The organism is Ruegeria sp. H4 (genome assembly GCF_056533065.1).
This window is the reverse complement of sequence record NZ_JBQFOC010000001.1, coordinates 892,817-913,522: the sequence shown is the minus strand read 5'-3', so window position 1 is coordinate 913,522 and position 20,706 is coordinate 892,817. Positions and strand designations below refer to the sequence as shown.

General features: G+C 57.2%; 19 protein-coding genes. 9 read left to right on the top strand and 10 right to left on the bottom strand.

Going from position 1 to position 20,706, the window contains the following annotated elements; all coding sequences use genetic code 11:
• Positions 1 to 111 precede the first annotated feature (111 nt).
• The gene (locus ACR0KG_RS04635; RefSeq protein WP_480541863.1) at positions 112 to 540 is read right to left on the bottom strand and encodes an FKBP-type peptidyl-prolyl cis-trans isomerase; all 429 of its coding nucleotides are present in this window, start codon (positions 538 to 540) and stop codon (positions 112 to 114) included.
• Positions 541 to 666: 126 nt separating this feature from the next.
• Here ACR0KG_RS04635 and ACR0KG_RS04630 point away from each other — a divergent pair, with 126 nt between their 5' ends.
• The 8 genes from ACR0KG_RS04630 to ACR0KG_RS04595 all read left to right on the top strand — a co-directional run bounded on the left by ACR0KG_RS04630 (position 667) and on the right by ACR0KG_RS04595 (position 7,729).
• On the top strand, positions 667 to 1,353 hold the full coding sequence (locus ACR0KG_RS04630; protein ID WP_480826619.1) for a haloacid dehalogenase type II: 687 nt from the start codon (positions 667 to 669) through the stop codon (positions 1,351 to 1,353).
• The gene (locus ACR0KG_RS04625; protein WP_480826618.1) at positions 1,353 to 2,180 is read left to right on the top strand and encodes an alpha/beta fold hydrolase; all 828 of its coding nucleotides are present in this window, start codon (positions 1,353 to 1,355) and stop codon (positions 2,178 to 2,180) included. Before ACR0KG_RS04630 ends, ACR0KG_RS04625 begins: the two co-directional genes overlap by 1 nt.
• A complete protein-coding gene (locus ACR0KG_RS04620) occupies positions 2,177 to 3,154 on the top strand; it encodes a threonine ammonia-lyase (protein WP_480826617.1) in 978 nt (325 codons plus the stop codon). Before ACR0KG_RS04625 ends, ACR0KG_RS04620 begins: the two co-directional genes overlap by 4 nt.
• Positions 3,155 to 3,200: 46 nt before the next feature.
• Positions 3,201 to 3,989, top strand: a complete 789-nt coding sequence (pcaD, locus tag ACR0KG_RS04615) for a 3-oxoadipate enol-lactonase (protein WP_480826616.1) — start codon at positions 3,201 to 3,203, stop codon at positions 3,987 to 3,989.
• Between the two features lie 12 nt (positions 3,990 to 4,001).
• Positions 4,002 to 4,715 carry an alpha/beta fold hydrolase gene (locus tag ACR0KG_RS04610; RefSeq protein ID WP_480541853.1) on the top strand — a complete coding sequence of 238 codons (714 nt, stop codon included), beginning with the start codon at positions 4,002 to 4,004 and terminating at the stop codon, positions 4,713 to 4,715.
• A gap of 97 nt (positions 4,716 to 4,812) precedes the next feature.
• Positions 4,813 to 6,012, top strand: a complete 1,200-nt coding sequence (locus ACR0KG_RS04605) for a TCR/Tet family MFS transporter (RefSeq protein WP_480827329.1) — start codon at positions 4,813 to 4,815, stop codon at positions 6,010 to 6,012.
• 90 nt (positions 6,013 to 6,102) lie between these two features.
• Entirely contained in the window at positions 6,103 to 7,335 is a 1,233-nt protein-coding gene (locus ACR0KG_RS04600; RefSeq protein WP_480826615.1) for a mandelate racemase/muconate lactonizing enzyme family protein, read from the top strand.
• Between the two features lie 106 nt (positions 7,336 to 7,441).
• Positions 7,442 to 7,729 (top strand): ArsR/SmtB family transcription factor, encoded by a 288-nt coding sequence (locus ACR0KG_RS04595; protein ID WP_480827328.1) that lies wholly within the window; start codon positions 7,442 to 7,444, stop codon positions 7,727 to 7,729.
• A 3-nt stretch (positions 7,730 to 7,732) separates the two neighbouring features.
• On the opposite strand, the gene ACR0KG_RS04590 is transcribed toward ACR0KG_RS04595, so the two are convergent.
• Positions 7,733 to 10,729: an ABC transporter transmembrane domain-containing protein gene (locus tag ACR0KG_RS04590; RefSeq protein ID WP_480827327.1), complete on the bottom strand. Its 2,997-nt coding sequence runs from the start codon at positions 10,727 to 10,729 to the stop codon at positions 7,733 to 7,735.
• Positions 10,730 to 10,985: 256 nt separating this feature from the next.
• On the opposite strand from ACR0KG_RS04590, the gene ACR0KG_RS04585 reads away from it, so the two are divergent.
• Complete coding sequence (locus tag ACR0KG_RS04585) at positions 10,986 to 11,333, top strand: DUF3307 domain-containing protein (RefSeq protein ID WP_480541849.1); 348 nt, start codon at positions 10,986 to 10,988, stop codon at positions 11,331 to 11,333.
• Between the two features lie 7 nt (positions 11,334 to 11,340).
• Here the strand turns inward: ACR0KG_RS04585 and ACR0KG_RS04580 are convergent, their stop codons facing one another.
• The 8 genes from ACR0KG_RS04580 to ACR0KG_RS04545 form a co-directional block, all read right to left on the bottom strand.
• Positions 11,341 to 12,072, bottom strand: coding sequence for a hypothetical protein (locus ACR0KG_RS04580; RefSeq protein ID WP_480826614.1), 732 nt, complete (start codon positions 12,070 to 12,072; stop codon positions 11,341 to 11,343).
• Between the two features lie 57 nt (positions 12,073 to 12,129).
• Positions 12,130 to 13,434: an NAD(P)/FAD-dependent oxidoreductase gene (locus ACR0KG_RS04575; protein ID WP_480826613.1), complete on the bottom strand. Its 1,305-nt coding sequence runs from the start codon at positions 13,432 to 13,434 to the stop codon at positions 12,130 to 12,132.
• Complete coding sequence (locus ACR0KG_RS04570; RefSeq protein WP_480546269.1) at positions 13,431 to 14,105, bottom strand: TetR/AcrR family transcriptional regulator; 675 nt, start codon at positions 14,103 to 14,105, stop codon at positions 13,431 to 13,433. The genes ACR0KG_RS04575 and ACR0KG_RS04570 overlap by 4 nt, the downstream gene beginning before the upstream one ends.
• On the bottom strand, positions 14,106 to 15,650 hold the full coding sequence (locus ACR0KG_RS04565) for a trimethylamine methyltransferase family protein (RefSeq protein ID WP_480826612.1): 1,545 nt from the start codon (positions 15,648 to 15,650) through the stop codon (positions 14,106 to 14,108).
• A 2-nt stretch (positions 15,651 to 15,652) separates the two neighbouring features.
• Positions 15,653 to 18,055 (bottom strand): GcvT family protein, encoded by a 2,403-nt coding sequence (locus tag ACR0KG_RS04560; protein WP_480826611.1) that lies wholly within the window; start codon positions 18,053 to 18,055, stop codon positions 15,653 to 15,655.
• A gap of 113 nt (positions 18,056 to 18,168) precedes the next feature.
• Positions 18,169 to 18,798, bottom strand: a complete 630-nt coding sequence (locus ACR0KG_RS04555; RefSeq protein WP_480546264.1) for a glutathione S-transferase family protein — start codon at positions 18,796 to 18,798, stop codon at positions 18,169 to 18,171.
• Positions 18,799 to 18,829: 31 nt separating this feature from the next.
• On the bottom strand, positions 18,830 to 19,978 hold the full coding sequence (locus ACR0KG_RS04550; RefSeq protein WP_480826610.1) for an acetate/propionate family kinase: 1,149 nt from the start codon (positions 19,976 to 19,978) through the stop codon (positions 18,830 to 18,832).
• Positions 19,979 to 20,039: 61 nt separating this feature from the next.
• Positions 20,040 to 20,537, bottom strand: a complete 498-nt coding sequence (locus tag ACR0KG_RS04545) for a class I SAM-dependent methyltransferase (RefSeq protein ID WP_480541835.1) — start codon at positions 20,535 to 20,537, stop codon at positions 20,040 to 20,042.
• Between the last annotated feature and the right edge of the window lie 169 nt (positions 20,538 to 20,706).

Below are 20,706 nucleotides of genomic sequence, written 5' to 3'. Positions count from 1 at the left end.
AAGCCGGGTTCATTGCGTTCAAGAACAGCGCAGGCCCGTGCAGGTCCTGCGATGGTACTGCGTAGATTTCAACCGTTCTGACTGAAACACTCGGATCGATCTTCAATTACACTAGTTGATTGAGGCAACCTCAATCTCGAAAATCAAATCCTGACCAGCCAGCGGGTGATTGGCGTCCAGCGTTACGGTCGCGTCATTTGCGTCAACAATCGTGACCGGCAAAGCCTGACCATCCGGTGTCTGCATTTGCAATTGTGTCCCGGGGTCCAGCGGGATGTCATCCGGAATACCCTCGCGCGGTATTTCCTGGCGCATGGCAGGGTTGATCGGCCCATAGGCATCAACGCAGGCAATCTCGACCCGTTTCTTATCGCCCACGGCAAGGCCGGGCATCGCGCTATCAAGCCCCGGGATGATCTGCCCGGACCCCACAACAAACTCCAGCGGATCGCGCCCGTCCGAGCTGTCGAAGACAGTACCGTCCAGCAGCGTACCGGTATAGTGGATGCGAACCCTGTCGCCTTGTTTGATGTCTGTCATTTGGGGCCTCCGGGCCGATAAGTGTGTGAACCGCCAACCCTAGGGGCCTACACAATGATGTAAACCCTTCGCCCTTTCATGCCCTGCCCTCTTATGCCAACTTGCGCAGAAATGTCGGAGGCGTAGATGACAATCACAACCTGTATTTTTGATGCCTATGGCACATTGTTCGACGTCGCCGCCGCCGCCCGTCAGGCCGCGTCCGAGCCAGGCTTTGAGGCGCTGCGCGACACCTGGCCCAAGGTCGCGGGACATTGGCGTTTGAAGCAGCTCCAATACACCTGGCTTCGGGCCGTCGCCGATGCGCATGCCGATTTCTGGGATGTCACGCAGGATGGTCTGGATTGGGCGCTAGAGGCCGCCGGGCTGCAAGGGGACGCCAAGCTGCGCCAACGCCTGCTGGATCTGTATTGGGAGCTACAGGCCTACCCCGAGGTTCCGGACATGTTGAAGGCCTTAAAAGACGGCGGACTGCAAACCGCGATCCTTTCCAACGGATCTCCGCCAATGCTGGACGGGGCTGTTGAATCTGCCGGGATTGGCGACCTGCTGGATGATGTTCTGTCCGTCGAAAGCGTTGGTGTCTTCAAGCCACATGTTCGGGTCTATGATTTGGTGCAGCAACGGTTCGGCTGCGCCCGAGAAGAAGTGTTATTCGTCAGCTCGAATGGTTGGGATGCCGCTGGCGCCAGTGGTTATGGCTTTGTCACCGCATGGGTAAACCGCGCAAACGAGCCGACGGATCGTCTGCCTTGGACACCGGCGCATGTGCTGGCGGACCTGACCACGATCCCTGATCTGGCGGGGGTTTGATGCCTGATTTTCGAACATCAGACGGCAGACGCCTGTATTTCCAACAATCCGGCTCTGGTGATCCTTTACTGTGTCTGTCGGGTTTGACACGCAACAGTGGTGATTTCTCGTTTGTTCAGCCCCACCTGAATGGCATGCACCTCATCATGATGGATTACCGCGGACGCGGGCGATCAGACCATGATCCAGACTACATGAACTACAACATCTTCCGTGAATCACTGGACGCGATTGACCTGTTGGATCATTTGAACTTGCCCAGAACAGCAATCCTGGGCACATCGCGTGGCGGATTAATCGCCATGGCCCTTGCCGCCAGCCACCCCGAACGACTGACACAAGTGATCCTAAATGATGTTGGGCCCGTGATCGAACCGGCAGGCATCGCCAAGATCATGGATTATGTTGGCAAAGAACCCGCCTCAAAAACCTATGAACAGGCGGCACATGCGCTGAAGTCAGGGATGGCAACGCTGTTCCCTGATGTTCCATATGACAGATGGCTGGCACAGGCTAAGGTTCAGTATAATGCCGCAGATGACGGTTTGACCCTGCGCTATGACCCTGCCCTGCGCACCGCGTTGCTGGAACAGGCCGCAACCGGAGCGATCCCGGATATGTGGATGTTCTTCGAAGCGCTAAACGGCATCCCAACCGGCGTGTTGCGCGGTGCAAACTCGGATGTTCTAAGTGCGGAAACCCTGGCTGAGATGCACCGACGCCATCCCGGTTTGATCTCAGCCGAAGTTCCGAACCGGGGGCATGTTCCGTTTCTGGACGAACCTGAATCTTTGGCCCTCATACACAAGGTATTGAGCAAAACATGAGCAGTATTGAACTGATCGAAGCCGCCGCAGACCGGTTGCTCGGGCATGTAAGGGAAACGCCCGTTCTAACCTCACCCTTTCTGGATGACATCGCGGGCCGTCGCGTTTTGGTTAAACCCGAATGTCTACAACACACCGGCAGCTTCAAGTTTCGCGGCGCATGGTCGGCGATATCTGCACTGAACCCCGAGCAGCGACAGCGCGGTGTCATCGCCTATTCCTCGGGCAATCATGCGCAGGGCATCGCAATGGCGGCGGCGAAGCATGGCGTTGCGTCGGTGATCGTGATGCCGTCGGATGCGCCACAATTGAAGATCGACAACACACGCGCTTTGGGTGGCGAAGTGGTCCTCTATGATCGGTCCAGCGAAAGCCGTGAGGAGATTGGCGAGGCTTTGGCCGCTGAACGAGGCCTGACCCTTATCCGGCCCTATGATGAACCTCAGGTTATTGCCGGTCAGGGTACAGTTGGCCTTGAACTCGCGCAACAGGTCACAGCGTTCGGTGTTGAAAAGGCAGATGTTCTGGTATGCTGCGGCGGTGGTGGGTTGACCTCGGGTATCGCTCTGGCTTTGGAAAAACACGCACCCGGCCTGCGCGCCCGACCGTGTGAGCCGGACGGGTTTGACGATGTCAAACGTTCGTTGGCCAGCGGTCAGATCCAGAACAACAACGCCTCGTCCGGCAATATCTGTGATGCGATCCTCACCCCGCAGCCGGGCGAGATTACCTTTCCCATTCTCCAACGGCTCTGCGGACCGGGCCTGTCGGTGTCTGAGGATGAGGCGTTGAAGGCCATGGCTTTGGCATTTCTGCGCCTGAAAATCGTATTGGAACCCGGTGGGGCCGTTGCGCTGGCCTCGGCCCTGTTCCGCAAGGATGAGATTGAAGGCGACGATGTTGTGGTGGTTGCATCCGGCGGCAATGCCGATCCGGAAGTGTTTGCCAAAGCACTAGAGCGGTTAGACGCATAGCGGTCAGATTGAATGAAGCACGTGTTACGACCCAAAGGACCTTAACATGCCTCACGTGACTATCGGGAACGTGGACCTGAACTACAGGATTGATGGCTCGCCAACCGGCGCACCCATCGTGTTTGCCAATTCACTGGGCACAGACCTGCATCTATGGGATGGGGTGATCCCTCACCTGCCCGACGGTCTGCGGATCATTCGATTTGACAAGCGCGGCCATGGTCAATCCTCGGTTCCACCTGCTCCTTATTCGATGGGATCTCTGATCCGAGATACCGAGGCTTTGTTAGATCATCTCGACGTGCGCGATTGTGTGTTCGTGGGCCTGTCAATCGGTGGCATGATCGCCCAAGGCCTAGCCATCAAACGTCTGGATCAGGTGCGCGCCTTGGTCCTGTCCAACACGGCCGCCAAGATCGGCATGCCCTCGATTTGGCAGGATCGGATGCAGGCTGTTCGCGATGGCGGGATCGAAGCCCTGGCCGATGCCACGATGGAGCGCTGGTTCTCGCGTGAGTTTCGAGCCGCACAAAACCACCTGCTCTGGTGCGAGATGATGGTGCGGCAGCCAGTTGAAGGGTATCTGGGATGCTGTGCCGCTATAGCCGGCACAGATTTTTTTACGCCAACGTCGGGTTTGCGGCTGCCCACTTTAGGCATCGCCGGCAGCGAAGACGGCTCGACCCCACCAGACCTTGTGCGCGAAACGGTCGAACTGATCCCCGGCGCGCAATTCAAATTGATGCGACGGACAGGACATTTGCCTTGTGTTGAAAAACCAGAAGAGTTTGCCGCTATACTTGAAGCGTTTTTGAAAGATATTGGACATATTTAAGGGAGCCTTTCGATGGCTGATTTCCTTCTGATTCATGGTTCTTGCCACGGCGCCTGGTGTTGGCGCGACTTGATTCCTGCGCTGGAGAACTTTGGGCACACAGCCCGTGCCATCGACATGCCCAGCCACGGTGCTGACCCTACGCCGATTGCTGAGGTCACCCTTGATGGCTGCCGAGACGCCATCCTTGCCGCATCGACGCCAGATACGATCATCGTAGGGCATTCCTGGGGAGGGTATCCGATTAGCGCCGCCGCCGAAGCGCAACCGCAAGCCATGCGCGCCCTGGTCTATCTGAGCGCCTATGTCCCGCAAGACGGGGTGTCTATGGTCGAGATGCGCCGCCGTGGACCAAGCCAAACAATCGCGAATGCAGTAGAAAAATCGGCTGATGGATTGTCTTACACCGTCCGTCCAGAGCACGTAAAAGAACTGTTCTACCATGATTGCGCGCCCGAAATCACACCGTTCGCCTTTGCGCGCCTTTGTCCGCAGGCCATACGCCCGCAAGATACGCCCTTGGCACTTAGTGAGCGCTACAAAAGTGTCGCGCGCGCATATATTGCAACCAGCGATGATCACACTGTTCCATTCGCGTATCAAAAGAAAATGGGCAGCGAAATCCGCACGGATTTGCAACGCACTATTGACAGCGGCCACTCCTCGTTCTTTTCCCATCCGGACCAATTGGCGCGTGCGCTGACAGATCTTGAGAAACAGCTTTGATCAGGCGCCTTTGCGACCCTACGTCAAAGAACAGCCCTCTATCCTAACGAATTGGCCCCGCCTAGGGTGCTGGGGACGAAACTTTGTGACGGTTCTGATGCGCCTGCCCTTTGCCTTTGTTCTATGTACGGTGATGATCGATGCGATGGGGATTGGCCTCGTGATGCCAATCATGCCGCAACTGATTGTCGAGGTTCAGGGCGGAACGCTTGCCAGTGCGGCGATTTGGGGCGGTATCCTCAGCACCGCGTTTGCGGCAATGCAGTTTGTCTTTGGGCCTATCCTCGGGAATCTGTCTGACGCCTACGGACGACGGTTGGTTCTGCTGGTGTCGCTGTTTGTGATGGCCTTGGATTACGTGGTGATGGCGCTCGCAGGGAGCATCTGGCTACTGCTGATTGGGCGTATTGTCGGGGGTATCACGGCGGCTACACATTCGACGGCGGCGGCATTTATGGCCGATGTCTCAAAACCGGAAGACAAGGCTGCAAACTTTGGCCTTGTCGGCGCGGCGTTTGGCGTGGGCTTTGTTCTTGGCCCAGTGATGGGCGGGCTGCTCAGTGAATATGGAACACGCGCGCCGTTTTGGGCGGCTGCCGGTCTTTCAGCGCTGACTTTCGCCATTGGCTTTTTTGTGATGCCGGAAACCGTGACCGACAAGACCAGACGGGCATTCAGTTTGAAGCGCGCGAACCCGGTCAGCTCGCTTACCGCGATCGCCGCCCTGCCTGGCATCCGGCCTCTACTGTGGGTCTATTTCCTGTATTCGGTGTCAATCTACGTCTACCCCGCGATATGGTCCTATTTTACCACCGAGCGCTTTGGCTGGTCGCCGCAGATGATCGGCCTGTCGCTGGGCGTTTATGGAATTGGCATGGCCGCAGTTCAGGGCGGACTGATCCGCCCCGCCACGCGTTATCTGGGTGAACGCGTCACCATCCTCTACGGTATGGCCTTCGAGATCGTTAGCTTCCTGTTTCTGGCCTTTTTAACCAATGGCCTGATCGCCCTGATGCTGATCCCGATGACTGCGCTGGGCGCGGTCATCACGCCAGCCTTGCAAGCGATGATGTCACGCGCAACGCCAGATTCGCAGCAAGGTGAACTGCAAGGCGTATTTGCGTCTCTACACGCGTTGTCGATGGTCATATCACCCCTATTGATGACCAGTGTTTTTGCCCGCTTTATCCAACCAGAGACGGCGATCTATCTGCCTGGTGCTCCCTTCCTTCTTGCTCTGGTCCTCATGCTGGTTGGGGTGCTTCTATTTCTTCGCGCACGCCCCATCGCGGTATAACAACGACATCAATCTGACGATTTCCGGCTTGCGACCCGATTGTTCCCAAGCCACCGTGGGCGAAACAGCCGAATAGCCGGAGCGCTCGGAATGAAGTTGCAAGATCTTGATATTATTGTCACCGCACCCCCCGCCCCCGGTTGGGGTGGGCGGTATTGGATATTGGTGAAGCTCACCACCGATACGGGCATCACAGGCTGGGGGGAATGCTATGCCTCGACCGTGGGCCCCGAGGCCATGAGCCATGTGATCCGCGATGTATTCGACCGACACATGCAGGACGAAAATCCCGAAAACATCGAACTGATGTTCCGCCGCGCCTATTCCAGCGGATTCACCCAGCGCCCCGACCTGACCGTCATGGGTGCCTTTTCGGGGCTTGAAATCGCGTGTTGGGATATTCTGGGGAAAGATCGAGATCGGCCCGTTTACGCCCTGCTGGGCGGCAAGATGAATGAGCGCATTAGGTCCTATACCTACCTCTACCCTCTGCCCCAGCACAATTTGAATGACTTCTGGACTGCGCCTGATCAGGCCGGAGAAAGCGCCGCAGAAATGGTGCGGCAAGGCTATACGGCGGTCAAATTCGACCCGGCGGGTCCCTATACCATCCGGGGCGGGCATATGCCGGCGATGTCTGATATCTCGATGTCTGTGGCCTTCTGCAAAGCCATCCGCGAAGCTGTGGGGGACAAGGCCGATCTGCTGTTCGGCACCCACGGTCAATTCAACACGGCTGGCGCTATTCGGCTGGGCCAAGCGTTAGAGCCGTATTTGCCGCTTTGGTTCGAAGAACCTACCCCGCCCGATAATATCGAAGACATGGCGCGCGTCGCGCGCAATGTCCGTATCCCGGTCGCCACCGGCGAGCGCATGACCACCAAGGCCGAGTTCGGTGCAGTCTTGCGCGCAGGCGCGGCGGAGATCCTGCAACCCGCTCTTGGGCGCGCCGGTGGCATTTGGGAAATGAAGAAAGTCGCGGCCATGGCCGAAGTCTTTAATGCGCAGATGGCACCTCATCTTTACGCCGGTCCGGTAGAATGGGCCGCCAATATCCACCTGGCGGCCTCGATCCCCAACCTGTTGTTGCTGGAATCCATCGAAACTCCGTTTCACGATCAACTGATCAAGGGCTCGATCCGGGTTGAGGATGGCTTTGTCACGCCACCCACTGCGCCGGGCCTTGGAATTGAGGTCGACGAAGATCTGGCGCGTGCTCATCCCTACACCGGAGACGGCCTGCACCTGCAAATGCAGGAAGATCCTTGCGACTACGCAAATGGAAATTCCTTTCAGGGTGGCGCACCAGCAACCGAGGGGTGACAAGCCCGCGGTGGTTGGGGCATATTGCTCCGACCCCTATCTGACAGATGGCCAACCCGTGACCCCGAAAGACGCTGCCGTTCTACCCGCTGAAGCATCAGACAGTATGCAAGCAAACGCAGCCCGTGCTGCGGCTTACCTGAAGACATTGGCGCATGAAGGCCGCCTGATGATCCTGTGCCATCTGAGCGATGGGGAAAAATCGGTCGGAGAACTCGAGAGCTTGTTGCAAATCCGTCAGGCCGCCGTCAGCCAGATGTTGGCCCGGTTGCGAGATGAACAACTGGTTTCAACCCGCCGGGACGGTAAGACCGTTTATTATTCACTGGCCGACCACAGCACCCAGCGCGTGATCGGATTGATGTACGAACTGTTCTGCCAGCCCGATAGCTGAGGATCAGTTCGACACATACCCGGCGATCACCTGCATCAGCTTATAGGCAGTGGCGGCATCGTTTTCGACAACGGCCAGAAACTCCTCTTCACCAATCCGCAGGCAGGACAGGTTGGTTTCGGCAATCATGCTCAGGGCGCGTGGCTCTTTTCGGATCAACCCTAACTCACCTACTAATGCACCTGCGCTTACGGTTGTGATCAGTTGATCCGGGCCATCCGATTGCGGCAGATACAGGCCCGCCTCTCCGTCCAGTACCACATAGGCGCCATCGGTCGGTTGGTCATCTTTCAGGAACACGACCTGTCCGGGTGCTGCATCAAACCAGCGCGCACCAAAGGCCAGCAGGCGCAGCTGTCTGCGATCCAGGCCCGAGAACAGAGGGGTCTGTTCAAGCGCTCGTAACTTGCGCGCAAGATCAGCCGATGCAGCGCTGTCTTCTTCCACGTCCATAGGTCCTTCGTCCGAGACCACACGACCTTGACGGATTTCAACGAACATGTCGAACACGTCCGGATTTTCGAACTGATCGTTCAGATAGATGATCGTGACATCCGGCATCAACTCCCGCAGATTTTTGTAAACAGCAATCTGTGTCTTGACGCTGTAGCTGGCCAGCGCGTTCTCTAGGATCAGGATATCTGGCTTCTTGATCGTTGCCCGCGTGAACGCCAGTGGCTCGGCAAAAACGGCGGGCAGGTTCTGCCCCCCCAGCGAAACCGGCACATCATAGATCAGCTCAACAACCAGCGGGCGCGCGCCATTCTCGGCCAGAACATCCACAATCAGCTTGCGTACCTCGTCAGATCGCGCGCCGCCAATCTGGCTGACTTTGCCAAAAAGCGCGTTTTCCATCACAGACAAACCCGGTGCGATCTGCTTGGAATCCAACGGAACAAACACGTCCTGCAGCGGTTCCAGCAGCTTACTGGAATGGCTATTGCGTAGCTCCAGAATGCGGCTCTTGAGTTCATCAGTGAAGGCTGGGCCAATCTGTTCCGCTGAGATCACAAATGGCACGGCCAGCAGGTTCGCCAATTGAGCGTCATCTAGCCCCTCAGCCCCTTCTTTCCGGGTGCGTTCGACCAGTTCAACGGCCGCTTCATAGGTCCCGGCCTCCAGCCCCAGTTTGCGGAACAAGGGATGGTCAGTGCCATCCAGCCCAAAGATCTGCCGCAACATATCGATCACGTCGCGCGTCAAGGCGATCAGGGTCTCATCCAATCCAAGCTCACGCAACTGGCCCAGGAACACGGTTTGCTTGGCCAAAAGCTCTTGGTTGACCGGAACGCAAGGCGTTGCGAACAGCAGGTTCTCGGCCACGGGCAAGGCCGGGTTATAGCTTTCGCGATCGAAGATCAGCGCCTGCTCGGTCAGCTTCGCTTTTGTTACCGTCTCTTGTATCAACGGGCGCAGTTCGATCAGCTTCTGCGCAAGCTGAGGATGGGCCACCGAATCAAAATCCTGCTCGGCTCCGCGTTGAAACAAGGCTGCGCCCGATCCCATACCGTCGATTAGTTTCAACCACCAATCCCGCAGATCAGCCGCGCTCTGAAAGCCTGCGCGAGACGGGTCGAGCCATTCTGCCTGGAACGGGTCGGTGCTGTTGCCGGCACGCAGGGTCTCAGCAAAACCGGGGTGATCGGTGTGTTCAGACAACGGCTTGAACCGCATAGGCATCATAACGTTGTCGCCCAGCGTGCCTTGAAACATCACTGGTCGGGATGATGCATAACCGATCCGCGCCGCCACGACGCCCTGATGCAACTCGGCCAGATTCTGATCACCGATTTCAACCCTACCCGCACTGGGCAGGATTTCGCGTGTCAGCAGTTCGCTGACGGCGCGCCGGTCTTCCTCGCTCGGTGCTAGAATGCCGATTGTTTTGCCGGCCGGGAATGTCAGGTTCAGGTCGTCCAGCACCTGATTGCCATCCATGTCGCGCACCGAAACGTGATCAAGAACAATATCGCCGCTCAGATGCGGACGCTCGGGCGGTTCGCCTTCGAACAGACCTTCATCCTGCATACCCGAAGGCGCAAACCGTTCAACCACCACGTCCCAACGCAGCGACATATCCTGCGTTTGATTGTAGTAGGTCAGCAATTCTTTCCAGGGAGAACTGAGGTCTTTATACGCCGCCAAAGCCGCCACCAGCGCGCCCAGCGAGACCGATCCCTGCAGCACCAACAATCCGCCAACCAGATAGAACATGAATGGCGTCAACTGCGAGATGAAGTTGTTTATGAATTTCATAAAGAACTTCTTCTGGTAGATCTCGAATCGGATCCCAAATAGGCGCCCCAATTGATCCGAAACCATGGCGCGGCGATAGCGCCAGCCCCCGTTTGCGCGCAGGGTCGAGGCACCAGCTGCGTTTTCTCCGATCTGCGCAGCCAGGGTGCGAACCTCCTGGATGCGTTTCTTGTTCAGAAGGTTGATCTGGCGCTGCAGTTTCGGGATCAGCCACGCCTGCACCGGGATCAAAGCGACGGCAGCAAGACCGAACCAGACGCTTTGTAGAAACAGGAACGATAGGATGGTGATCATCTGACCGGCTTGAAGCACCGGTTGGCTGATCGCATCGCCCATCAACCCGCCCATCGGTTCGCTTTCGGCGGTGATCATCGACACCATTTCGCCTTGGCTGACCCTTTCGAAATAAGGCTGAGGGAAGCGCAAAGCCCGGCTGATCAATTGATAACGAAAGCGCCGCAGCATCCGCTCGCTCAGCACACCTTTCATCGTATTGATGCGCATCTTCATCAAGCCATGGGCAAGAACCGCACCCAGAAACGCAAAGCACAAGATGATCAGGAAATTGGTCTGCTGCAGACTGTATCCCCAAACCTCTACGATTTCACTGCTGGCCCCGATCGCATCGTTGATGATGCGCTTGGGCAGTTCCAGCGTCAGATAAAGCAACGGAAACAAGGTTGACGTCACGGCCAGAAGGATCAGCTGGTCGCGTTTGGAGTACTTCCAGATAAAACGAAAGATCGTGCGTTCTATGGAACCGGTTCCTGCTTGCTATCTACAACTCAGCTTTTTGGCATGGCCTTAGACTCAACAGCATAAAGCCACAAAATCCCAGCGAAAACTGATATTCGAGGTCAATAGCGGAACATTTCTTTGCCGAATGTGAACTAGTTTATTTACGTAGCAACTTAATCGTGCCTAGTATCCGCCTCAGGACGTTTTCGGGAGAGGCCTTTTGACTGCCAGTTTTGGCGCAGTTTTTCTTATGCTCTGCTTGATGCAGATTAAGCATATGTTTGCCGATTATTACCTCCAGACGCCCAAAATGCTATCCGGGCGAGGCGAGTACTTTCATGTCGGTCGCGCGCAACATGCCGGGGTGCACGTTGTCGGCTCTGCTGTTGTCTTTATCCTATTTGGCACGCCTTTGCTTTTCATCCTGATTGTCGGTCTGATCGAATGGGTGGTTCATTTCAATATCGACTACGCCAAAGCCAGTTACTCCGACAAGAAGCAGCTAGAACCCAAACAGGCCGCATTCTGGCGCGCAGCCGGGCTGGATCAGTTGATGCATCAGTTGACCTATATAGGTATGGTCTGGGCTTGGGTTACCTTCGCCGCCTGAACCGGTTTCAGGCGACATGTTTCAGATGACTGGGCTCATAAGCCGACAACCACATCCGATCCAAAGCGTCGAGTTTTTCAACATCAAAACGTTGCGCTTCTTCCCAATAGCGCCCGGATGGCACGTGATACGCCAACCGTTCTTCTTCAGCCAAAGCCGCCTTCATGCCTGCAGTCGCGGGTAGTGGTGCCGAGGTCAACCGTGACGACTGCGACGACGGAAAGACCAACCGACTGTCTCCTTGGGACAATCGTACAACACGGCAATTTTGAACGGCTGCAAACAGGGCCAGACGTGCGGATTTGGCTTCTAACGAGCGTAAGGTGACGTCATCGCGCAGCGGATCAGCCGCGCCCGTGCCATAGAAATGGGTCTGCCCCTTGCCCGCATAAACCATGTCGCATCCAAAATACGCAAGAACCTCGGGCTCAAGGGCCGATAAAGCCCAATACCCTGCCGTAAAGGCCATCGTGCCGCCTGCGTAGACAAAGCCGCCATAGTGGTTCTGCCGCGGCACATAATCCTCGGCCGTAACAATGCTTTGCCCAGGTTTCAAATGCACAGGGCACCTGTCTGTTGGGAAATCTTCGGGATGGATCAGCACATCCCAATCCTCGCGCACACGCCAGGCGTTGTTGATCACCACTATGTGCGTAAAGGGCGCACGGGGCCATGCGCGCGCCTCAATCGCATCTGGTGCGCTGCCCAAAATCAGAACGCGGTTTCCTGACTGTGCCATCTCGGGTCCTGTGTTTGCTCAGACCTTTCGAAAGCATAGCGCGTTTGGACCGGTCGACTACCCCAGAACCGAAAAACTGCTTTCTTCGTTGATTGGGCGTTTGCGCGAATAGAACCCCACATCGATCATGCGCTTGATATACGGCAGTTCGAACTGCAGCGGCTTGGAATCATGGTCGGCCCCACCTTCGCAATATTCAATCAGCGCAGTCATCATCTTTCCCGCAATTGGAGCGTTCTTATACTGGTTTCCGCTGGTGCCACAGGCCATATAAAAACCCGGCAGGCTGGATTTGTCGTAAATCGGAATCCAATCTGTCGACGCATCGTATAGATCAACTACACCTCGGGTTTTGGACGGGATGCCCAGGCTGGGCACGCGCTGAGCATATCGCATGGCCTGAGTGGTCCACTGATCGGTGAAATCGCGATTGTAGTGCAAATCATCCTCGCACCACTGATGCGGATCGCATTCGGGGTCTTCAGACCCAACGAGGATATGGTTACCATGTTCCGGGCGGCAGTAACACGCGATATCACTGTCCGAGACGATGGTGCCATTGTTCTCGAAATCGAACCCTTCGGGCGCGGGCACATGAACCACTTCTTGCCGCAAGGGTCGTGTCTCAATCGTCATGTCATCCAATACGCCCGCCATCTTGTTGATGATGGCCGACCCCGGCCCGGCCACATTCACGACAACCTTGGCGTGGATTTCTTCGCCAGACGCCAGCTTGACCCCCGTTACACGGCCATCTTCGGATAGAATCTCAACGACCTCAGCCCCAGTCTGCACCCGAGCCCCATGTTGCTTGGCAGCATCCATCAGGTTCTGAGCGGACAGCGCTGGATCGGTGACATAACCTGCCTGCGGCCAAAACACACCGCCCTGCATCTTGCGACCGTTGGGATGACCGAACTCAGGATCATCCATCCGGCGTGCTGGTGCAAAACTATCCAAAGAATAGACCGGCAAACGATCGTTGATTACCTCGGGCGACCATTCTTCGAACGGGCAATCCAGATCAGCGCTGTTGGCCATATGCTTTTCCAGCATACCGTTGGCATTGGTCTTCATGACCAGACACCCCGTCTCGCGAAACTGCGCCAGGTCGGCATCGGCAGGCAGACCTAGATATTCGGCCCAATCACGCCAATAGTGATATCCTTCCCAGGCAAAGGCCGTGCCATCGGAGGTCGAATAGTGCATGCGGATGATCGCGCAGGACCCAGCGGTTGAGCCATGCCCCGCCTGGCTGTTCCGATCCAGCGACAGGGTTTTCCACCCGGCTTTCGCCATCTCAAAAGCGATCGCGGCACCGATTACACCGGTCCCAATGATAATTGCATCTGGTTGGCTCATGGGGTGTCTCCTCTCCAATAGCACTGCGAATAGGCGCTGAATTCTTCAACTTCCTCGGGCTGCGGATCAACGCCCGTGAATACATACAGATAGTGCGGCACCATCGAAATCCGCGTGTCCATGGGCTCGTTCAATTGGGCCAGATCATAGCCAATCTGCATGTAGTACAGAACGCGCGCGCGGGTTTCTGCTTCGACCTCGGAATACCCATATCGTGCGAACATTGCGTGCAGGGCGGCCAGGCGTTTGGCGTCGGACTGATCCAGAACGCGCCGCACCTTGCCGGATTTGCGCGCCCAGTCGCGCACCGCAAAGTCCAAGGCAGTGTCAAACAGCGCCGTATTCACGACACACCGATGCACGTTACAGACCGCCGCGGTAATCGTCTTGGCGGGGATTTCAGCCTGTTTGATCAGGGCCGCAGTGTTCGTCGCCTGCCAGCGCGCCAAAAGCGCGTCCAACAATTCCTGGCGCGACTTGAAGTACCAGTAAAAGGACGACCGTGACACAGCCATCCGCTCGGCCAGGTTCAGCACCTTGATCTGATCCACCCCGTCCGAGATCAGCACATCCATCGCCACGTTCAACCAGTCGTCGCGCGTGACTTTGACATTGCCGACCAATGGTTCGGCCTGTGGGTCATCCCGGTGCAGGATCGGTTTGGTGTTCATTCAGCTCTCCGGTGGTGCGCCGCCCTCGGCAGTGCGTCGTTCAATAAATTCGTGCAGGGCTCCGATACGGTCACTATCGGTTGGCGGTGCTTTGAAATCGTTCAGAATAGACTTCCAAACCCCGGTTGCCCGATGGTTGGTGTCAATCGATCCGCGTTCGGTCCAGGTTCCGAAATTGGCGTAATCGTGGACATGGGGCTGATAGAACTCGGTATTGTATCGCTCCATTGTTTGGCTGGAGGCAAAGAAATGGCCGCTGGGCTCAACCTCACTTAGCGCAGTATCAAAGCCGATCTCAGAGGTTCCGGCCTGCGCCCCGGCGCAAAGCTCGGCGACCATGTTGAGAACCTCGGCATCGCAGACAAGCTTCTCGAAGGATACAGTCAGCCCGCCTTCAAGCCAGCCTGCCGAATGGATAATCACAGTTGCCCCGGCCATCAAACAGCCCCACAGGCCGAACTGATTCTCGTTGGCCGCCTGCACATCGTTGACATTCGCCGCCGATCCCGCCGCAGATCTCCATGGAAGACCTAAATGGCGCGCGAGTTGTCCGGCCGCCAGCGAAGCCTGGAAATGTGAGGGCGTCCCGAATGCCGGCGCACCTGATTTCATATCCACATTGCTGGTGAACGTCCCATAGCATACAGGCGCGCCCGGATTGGTTAGCTGCGTCAGGGTCAGTGCCGACAGAGCTTCTGCATGAGATAAGGTTATCGCCCCTGCCACCGTGATCGGCGCCATCGCCCCCATTAGCGTAAACGGCGTGATAATCGACATCTGACCGTGCTTGGCAAAATCAATCAGCCCCTGTGCCATCGGAATGTCCAGAGTGCGCGGGCTGTTGGTGTTGATGATGGTGTAGCAATGGGCTCCATTAAGGAAATCGTCATCCGACAGGCCACGGGCAGTGGCCAGCATCTCAAAGCAGTCCATCACCTGTGGTGTGCCACGCGAAAAGAAGAACGGAAACTTATCAGTCAGTTCCATCTGCGCCTTGGTCGTGAAGTAGTGGCGCAGGTTGGTTGGCACGTCCTGCGGTTCGACCTGAGGCGAGATCATCTGAAACACGTCAAAATGATGGGTGAGTTTCAAAAACTCAAGATAGTCCCGCCCTGTCGCTGGCCGACGCCCCCGCTCCAGATCAGTGGCATTTGGGGCCCCGGCCCCCGGTTGAAACACCAGCGAACCCAGTTCCAGCGTGAAGTCCCGACGCCGTGCCCCCGCCCGGCAGGCAATCGACTTTGGGGCCGACGCAACCGCTGCCTCGACCATATCGCGCCCGATAAAGACCATCTCGGTCTCTTCGTCGACACGGGCCCCTCCTGCGGCAAAAATACGGCGCGCTTCGGGCAGCAGAACCTTGACGCCCAGCTCTTGCAGCATACGCAGCGCGGTCTCGTGCATGTCCGCAATCTGATCTGCCGGGAACACCTCCATCTGCGGGAAAGGGTTTCTAAGTTGGCGATAGTTCACATCCCGCAAAACGGGTGGCGCAGCCTCTGCTCCGCGTCCGCGCCGTCGACGCCTTTGGTCTTGCGCCACCATGATCAGCCTCGCATCGCTTTGCCCTGCGGGTCGTATGGCGACGGTGCGATCACACGAGCCGGACGTTCGACGCCGACCACATGAACAGACAATTCCGTCCCCGGTTCGGCCTTGTCCCGGTTGACCAGAGCCATCGCCAGCGACTTGCCAGTATAGTGGCCATAGCCACCCGAGGTTACGAACCCCACACGCTCTCCATTTGCCCAGATCGGTTCATACCCGCTGGCATCTGCGTCCAGCGCATCGACCTCAAGCGTGACCTGCACCTGCGCAGGGCCATTGCCGTCGCGTTCGGCCACAGCGGCATCCTTGCCTACAAAGTCCTTGTTCCAATCGATCCAACGATCCATTCCGGTCATGCCCGGCGTATAGAGCTGCGTAAATTCCGCCGACCAGATACCAAAGCTTTTTTCGAGGCGGGTCGACAACATCGCATTGAATCCGCATTCGCGGATGCCCTGATCGGCACCCGCCTCAAGCAACATCCGACGTAGCTTGATGTGATCACCATAGCGGCAGTTGATTTCGTACCCCTTTTCGCCGGTCACCGACATGCGTGCCACGCGGGCACGCACAAGACCAACATCGAAATCGCCGCAGCCCATGAATTTCAGGCCCGAGATGTCCTGTTCGGCCAATTTCTCGATCACCGCCTGCGATTTCGGCCCGACCAGACCGAAGCCACAGTATTCCTCACCCAGATCGCGGATGTTCACCCCATCGATCATGTGGTCGTCAAACCAGCGCATATGCCAGGCGCGCAAGTAATAGCTACCCATAATCCACCAGGTACCATCGCCCCAGTTCAATACGGTCAGATCGCCCTTGAGGCGACCCTTCTCACCCAGCATTGGCGCCAGTTTGGCCCGACCCGGCGCAGGCAGTTTCGAAGCCATGACCTTGTCCAGCCAGACCTGCGCATTCGGGCCAGTCACCTCGAACCGCGAAAAGCCGGAGATATCCAACAGGCCCACGCCTTCGCGGATCACTTTGCATTCCTCGGCCACGATATCATGCGCATTGGACCGCTTTAGGGTCGGCGTTTCCTCGAAACCCTTCGGCGCAAAGTAAAGCGGTACTTCCAGATCCCAGCTGACGCCCCATTTGCAGCCCGCCTCCGTCATCGCATCATGGGCAGGGGCCATTTTCAACGGGCGGCCTGCAGGCAGTTGCTCGTTCGGATAGGTCATCACAAACCGGCGGGAATAGAACTGCCCGGTGGTTTCGCGGATGTAGCGTTTGTTCTGGGCGAAATCGCCGTAGCGCGCCACATCCATCGGCCAGGCATCGGCCTCGGGTTCGCCGTGGATCATCCATTCAGCCAGCGTTTTGCCTACACCGCCACCTTGCAGAAAGCCCGCCATCACAGCACAGGCCGACCAATAGCCACGCTTGCCCGGGACCGGGCCAACCAGAGGGTTGCCATCAGGCGAGAAGGTAAACGCGCCGTTCACCCAGGTCTTGATGCCCACGTTCTGGATCGAAGGGTAGCGTTCGAAACCCAGCATCAACTCGTTCTCGATGCGGTCCAGCTGCTCCTGAAACAGCTCTTCGCCATAGTTCCAGGGCGCGCCGTCCATGGCCCAGTGTTCGTGGTCGACCTCGTAGATGCCGACCAGAACCCCCTTCTGGTCCTGCCGCATATAGGTGAAGCCTTCCAAGTCCACGGTCATCGGCATTTCGAAGTCGGCTGCTGCGACCTCGGGCACGGCATCCGTAATCAGATAGTGGTGCTTGAGCGGTGAGACCGGCAGTTCCACGCCAGCCATGCGGCCCACTTGCTTGGCCCACAGACCAGCAGCGTTGACCACATGTTCACAGGTGATCGTGCCCTTGTCGGTCACCACTTCCCAGCCATCCGCCGTCTGCGTCAGGCTTTCGACCTTGGTCTCCTCGTAATACTCCGCACCACGCTTCTTTGCAGCCGTTGCATAAGCCTGCACCGTGCCGGTGGTGTCGATGTAACCTTCGCGGTCCGCCCACATCGCGCCCAAAACGCCATCAGTGGACATAATCGGACAACGTCTTTGCGCCTCTTCCGGTGTCAACAACTCACAATCGTCAATGCCGATGGATTGGAAGATGCGATAGTTGGCTTGCAACCATTCCCAGCGCTCGGGTGTTCCGGCCAAGGTCAGGCCACCGGTCATGTGCAGCCCGATGTTCTGACCCGATTCCTTTTCAATCTCGCTGAGCAGGTCGATGGTATAGGCTTGCAAAGACGCCATATTCGGATCGGCATTCAGCGCGTGGATACCGCCGGCTGCGTGCCAGGACGAGCCCGACGCCAACCGACGCCGCTCCAGCATGACCACATCGGACCAGCCAAATTTGGCCAGATGATACAGAACCGAGGCGCCCACAACGCCGCCCCCAATGACCACCACGCGATACTGCGATTTCATCCCGACCTCCCTTGGGTGACTCGTAGCGGACGCTAGCGGCACTGTTCACTCCTGTCTAGACATTTCTGTACAGTGTAGATCACCGCAGGCCGGCGCACGGTTTGGCGCTGAAGTTACAGGCTTGCGCTGGGCCGGGATTGAACGCTTTGAAACCAGGCTAGGGTGGCGCTGTTGCCTTCAGGGATGCGTGTTTTGATGACACGTGCAAAATCCACAAACACAAATGTGCTGATATCCGCCAAACTGAACATATCCCCCGCAACAAAGCGGCTGGACTGCAATCGCGCCTCAAGCAATGTGAAAAAATCGGAGAGGCGCGTCCTGCCGCGTTCGGCCAATGCTGAGATCTGAGGATGGTTTGTTGGTCCGGGAATGGCCCGGTCCTTGAACGCCGGGTGTGTATTGCGCAGAACCTCTGCGATCGGCATACCGCCCTGTTGTTCAACGATGGCATTCCACATCAAAACCTGCCCCTTCTCATCTGGTTTGCGCCCGAGTAGGGGTGGTTCGGGAAAGCGAGCCTCAAGATAGGCCGCGATCCCCAGGTTTTCGGTCAGAACTGCGCCTTCATCTGTGACCAGAACCGGGATTGTCGCCCGAGGGTTTACGGCCAGAAACGCGTCATCCAACTGCTCGTTCTTGGCAATCGAAACCTCGCGCGTTTCGATCTCCAGCCCTTTTTCCGCGATGAACATTCTGGCTCGGCGCGGGTTCGGGGCGGTCGAGCAGTCGTAGAAGATCATCTCGAATTTCCTCTCATTTAGGGGCGACAATTCAATCCAGTGCCTGGGATACGGCGCGCGCGATGACGCGCTCTTCATCCGTCGGGATCACCAACACCGGAATACCCTTGTCTGATATGACCTTGGAATTGGTGTCATTGGCCTGAACATTCAGGTGGATGTTCAGAAACTCCATCCCCTGCAGCACACGTTGCCGAATTGGGGCCGCGTTTTCTCCAATACCGCCACAAAAGACCACGGCATCAAGACCACCCAGAATGGCGGCCATTGCCCCCAGCTCGCGGCGGATGCGGAAAACGTAGTAGTCAATTGCCTCGCGGGCATGCGGGTCGTCACTGGCCAGCAAGGTACGCATGTCGTGGCTGATCCCGCTCAAGCCCAGCAGGCCGCTCTTTTTGTACAAGATATGGGTGATCGCCTCGACCCCATGCCCCTGCTGCATCAGATACAGCAAGACACCGGGATCAAGCTGACCGCAGCGCGTTCCCATCGGCAATCCATCCAGCGCAGAGAACCCCATGGTCGATCCGACGCTTGCGCCGTTGGTCACGGCACACATCGACGCACCATTGCCCAGATGCGCAATGACAACGCGACCCGCCGCTAAATCGGGGTAGTCCTGCTGCAACTTGCCGGTGATGTAGTCATAGGACAGCCCGTGGAACCCATAGCGCCGCACGCCTTTTTCGTAGAACCGCCGCGGGAGGGCGAAGGTATCGTTCACAAACGCATGGCCTGTGTGGAACGAGGTATCAAAACACCCCACCTGCACCGCATCCGGAAAGGCGGCCTGTGCAGCGCGAATGGCGGCCAGATTGTGGGGTTGATGCAGTGGAGCCAGCGGCGAAAGAGCCTCTAACTGCGTAAGGACATGATCATTCAGAACAACAGGACCATCAAATGTTTGCCCGCCATGCACGATACGGTGACCCACCCCAACAATATGGTGCGTGTCAAACAAAGGCTCGACAGATTGTAAAATTGCCTCTACGGCCGCCGCATGGTCGGCTGGGCCGATCTCAATGACCTGAACCGGCCCATCGCCTTGCAACTCCAGCTGCGCGACTGGGCCAAGGTTTTCGACCTGCCCCTGCCACAACAGTTCGGGTTCAGACGCGGCCCGGTATACGCTGAACTTGATGGTCGAACTTCCCGCGTTCAGTGTCAGGATTGCCTGCATGACGTCCCTCCTGTTTGCTTTGGTTGCCGCCGTGCCGACGCTACCTCCAGGCTTATCAAACCTAGCGCTGATAGATAAAGCACCGCCCCGGAACCGCGCCTTGGGGTAAGGGGAGCTCGGTAAGGGTTTCAAAATACATCCGGTCGCTCGACACCATTAGGCCACCTTCGGCCAAAAGCGGCTCGATCAAGGGTGAGACAAACCGTGCGAAGGCGTCATTCTTTTCTCGGTTGTGCCCGCCCAGATCAGCATGGATCAGGCTGGCTGTCGCACCGAACCGATCCAGAGAAGCGGGAAGTGTCTCGCGGACATCGCCCAAAATCACTCGATCCTCAGGCGGTGTCGAATCCGGATGCGAAGCGACCGCGCGTTCGAACACATAGACCGGGCGCTTGGTGACATATTGGATCATGTGGTGATAGGTCCTGCCATTCCCCAGCCCAAGTTCAAAGACCGGCCCACCCATATCTTGGGTCTGCGCGATGGCAAAATCCAGACAGGCCCGCTGGGACACCATGCGGTCGATGAACAGATCAAGTCGGCTTTGATTCTCGGACACTGGGAAATCTCTCCTTGATACCTACTGCCAACATAAGGGCGGTCGAATTGGGCTTTGATGACAAAAGCTCAAGTGTTTGTGTAGTCGCCAGACCCCAAGTTTCACATTTCCGCGACATTTCAGCACAAGAACGGGTTTGACTATACGGGCAGAACCGCGCGAGACTGTC

Excerpts from the sequence above, each read along its gene's own strand:
- ACR0KG_RS04575 (WP_480826613.1), bottom strand. The coding sequence starts at position 13,434 with ATGAGCCAACCAGATGCAATTATCATTGGGACCGGTGTAATCGGTGCC.
- ACR0KG_RS04620 (WP_480826617.1), top strand. The coding sequence starts at position 2,177 with ATGAGCAGTATTGAACTGATCGAAGCCGCCGCAGACCGGTTGCTCGGG.
- pcaD (WP_480826616.1), top strand. The coding sequence starts at position 3,201 with ATGCCTCACGTGACTATCGGGAACGTGGACCTGAACTACAGGATTGAT.
- ACR0KG_RS04560 (WP_480826611.1), bottom strand. The coding sequence starts at position 18,055 with ATGAAATCGCAGTATCGCGTGGTGGTCATTGGGGGCGGCGTTGTGGGC.
- ACR0KG_RS04595 (WP_480827328.1), top strand. The coding sequence starts at position 7,442 with ATGCAAGCAAACGCAGCCCGTGCTGCGGCTTACCTGAAGACATTGGCG.
- ACR0KG_RS04610 (WP_480541853.1), top strand. The coding sequence starts at position 4,002 with ATGGCTGATTTCCTTCTGATTCATGGTTCTTGCCACGGCGCCTGGTGT.
- ACR0KG_RS04565 (WP_480826612.1), bottom strand. The coding sequence starts at position 15,650 with ATGGTGGCGCAAGACCAAAGGCGTCGACGGCGCGGACGCGGAGCAGAG.
- ACR0KG_RS04550 (WP_480826610.1), bottom strand. The coding sequence starts at position 19,978 with ATGCAGGCAATCCTGACACTGAACGCGGGAAGTTCGACCATCAAGTTC.
- ACR0KG_RS04580 (WP_480826614.1), bottom strand. The coding sequence starts at position 12,072 with ATGGCACAGTCAGGAAACCGCGTTCTGATTTTGGGCAGCGCACCAGAT.
- ACR0KG_RS04585 (WP_480541849.1), top strand. The coding sequence starts at position 10,986 with ATGCAGATTAAGCATATGTTTGCCGATTATTACCTCCAGACGCCCAAA.
- ACR0KG_RS04635 (WP_480541863.1), bottom strand. The coding sequence starts at position 540 with ATGACAGACATCAAACAAGGCGACAGGGTTCGCATCCACTATACCGGT.
- ACR0KG_RS04630 (WP_480826619.1), top strand. The coding sequence starts at position 667 with ATGACAATCACAACCTGTATTTTTGATGCCTATGGCACATTGTTCGAC.
- ACR0KG_RS04625 (WP_480826618.1), top strand. The coding sequence starts at position 1,353 with ATGCCTGATTTTCGAACATCAGACGGCAGACGCCTGTATTTCCAACAA.
- ACR0KG_RS04570 (WP_480546269.1), bottom strand. The coding sequence starts at position 14,105 with ATGAACACCAAACCGATCCTGCACCGGGATGACCCACAGGCCGAACCA.
- ACR0KG_RS04605 (WP_480827329.1), top strand. The coding sequence starts at position 4,813 with ATGCGCCTGCCCTTTGCCTTTGTTCTATGTACGGTGATGATCGATGCG.
- ACR0KG_RS04600 (WP_480826615.1), top strand. The coding sequence starts at position 6,103 with ATGAAGTTGCAAGATCTTGATATTATTGTCACCGCACCCCCCGCCCCC.
- ACR0KG_RS04555 (WP_480546264.1), bottom strand. The coding sequence starts at position 18,798 with ATGATCTTCTACGACTGCTCGACCGCCCCGAACCCGCGCCGAGCCAGA.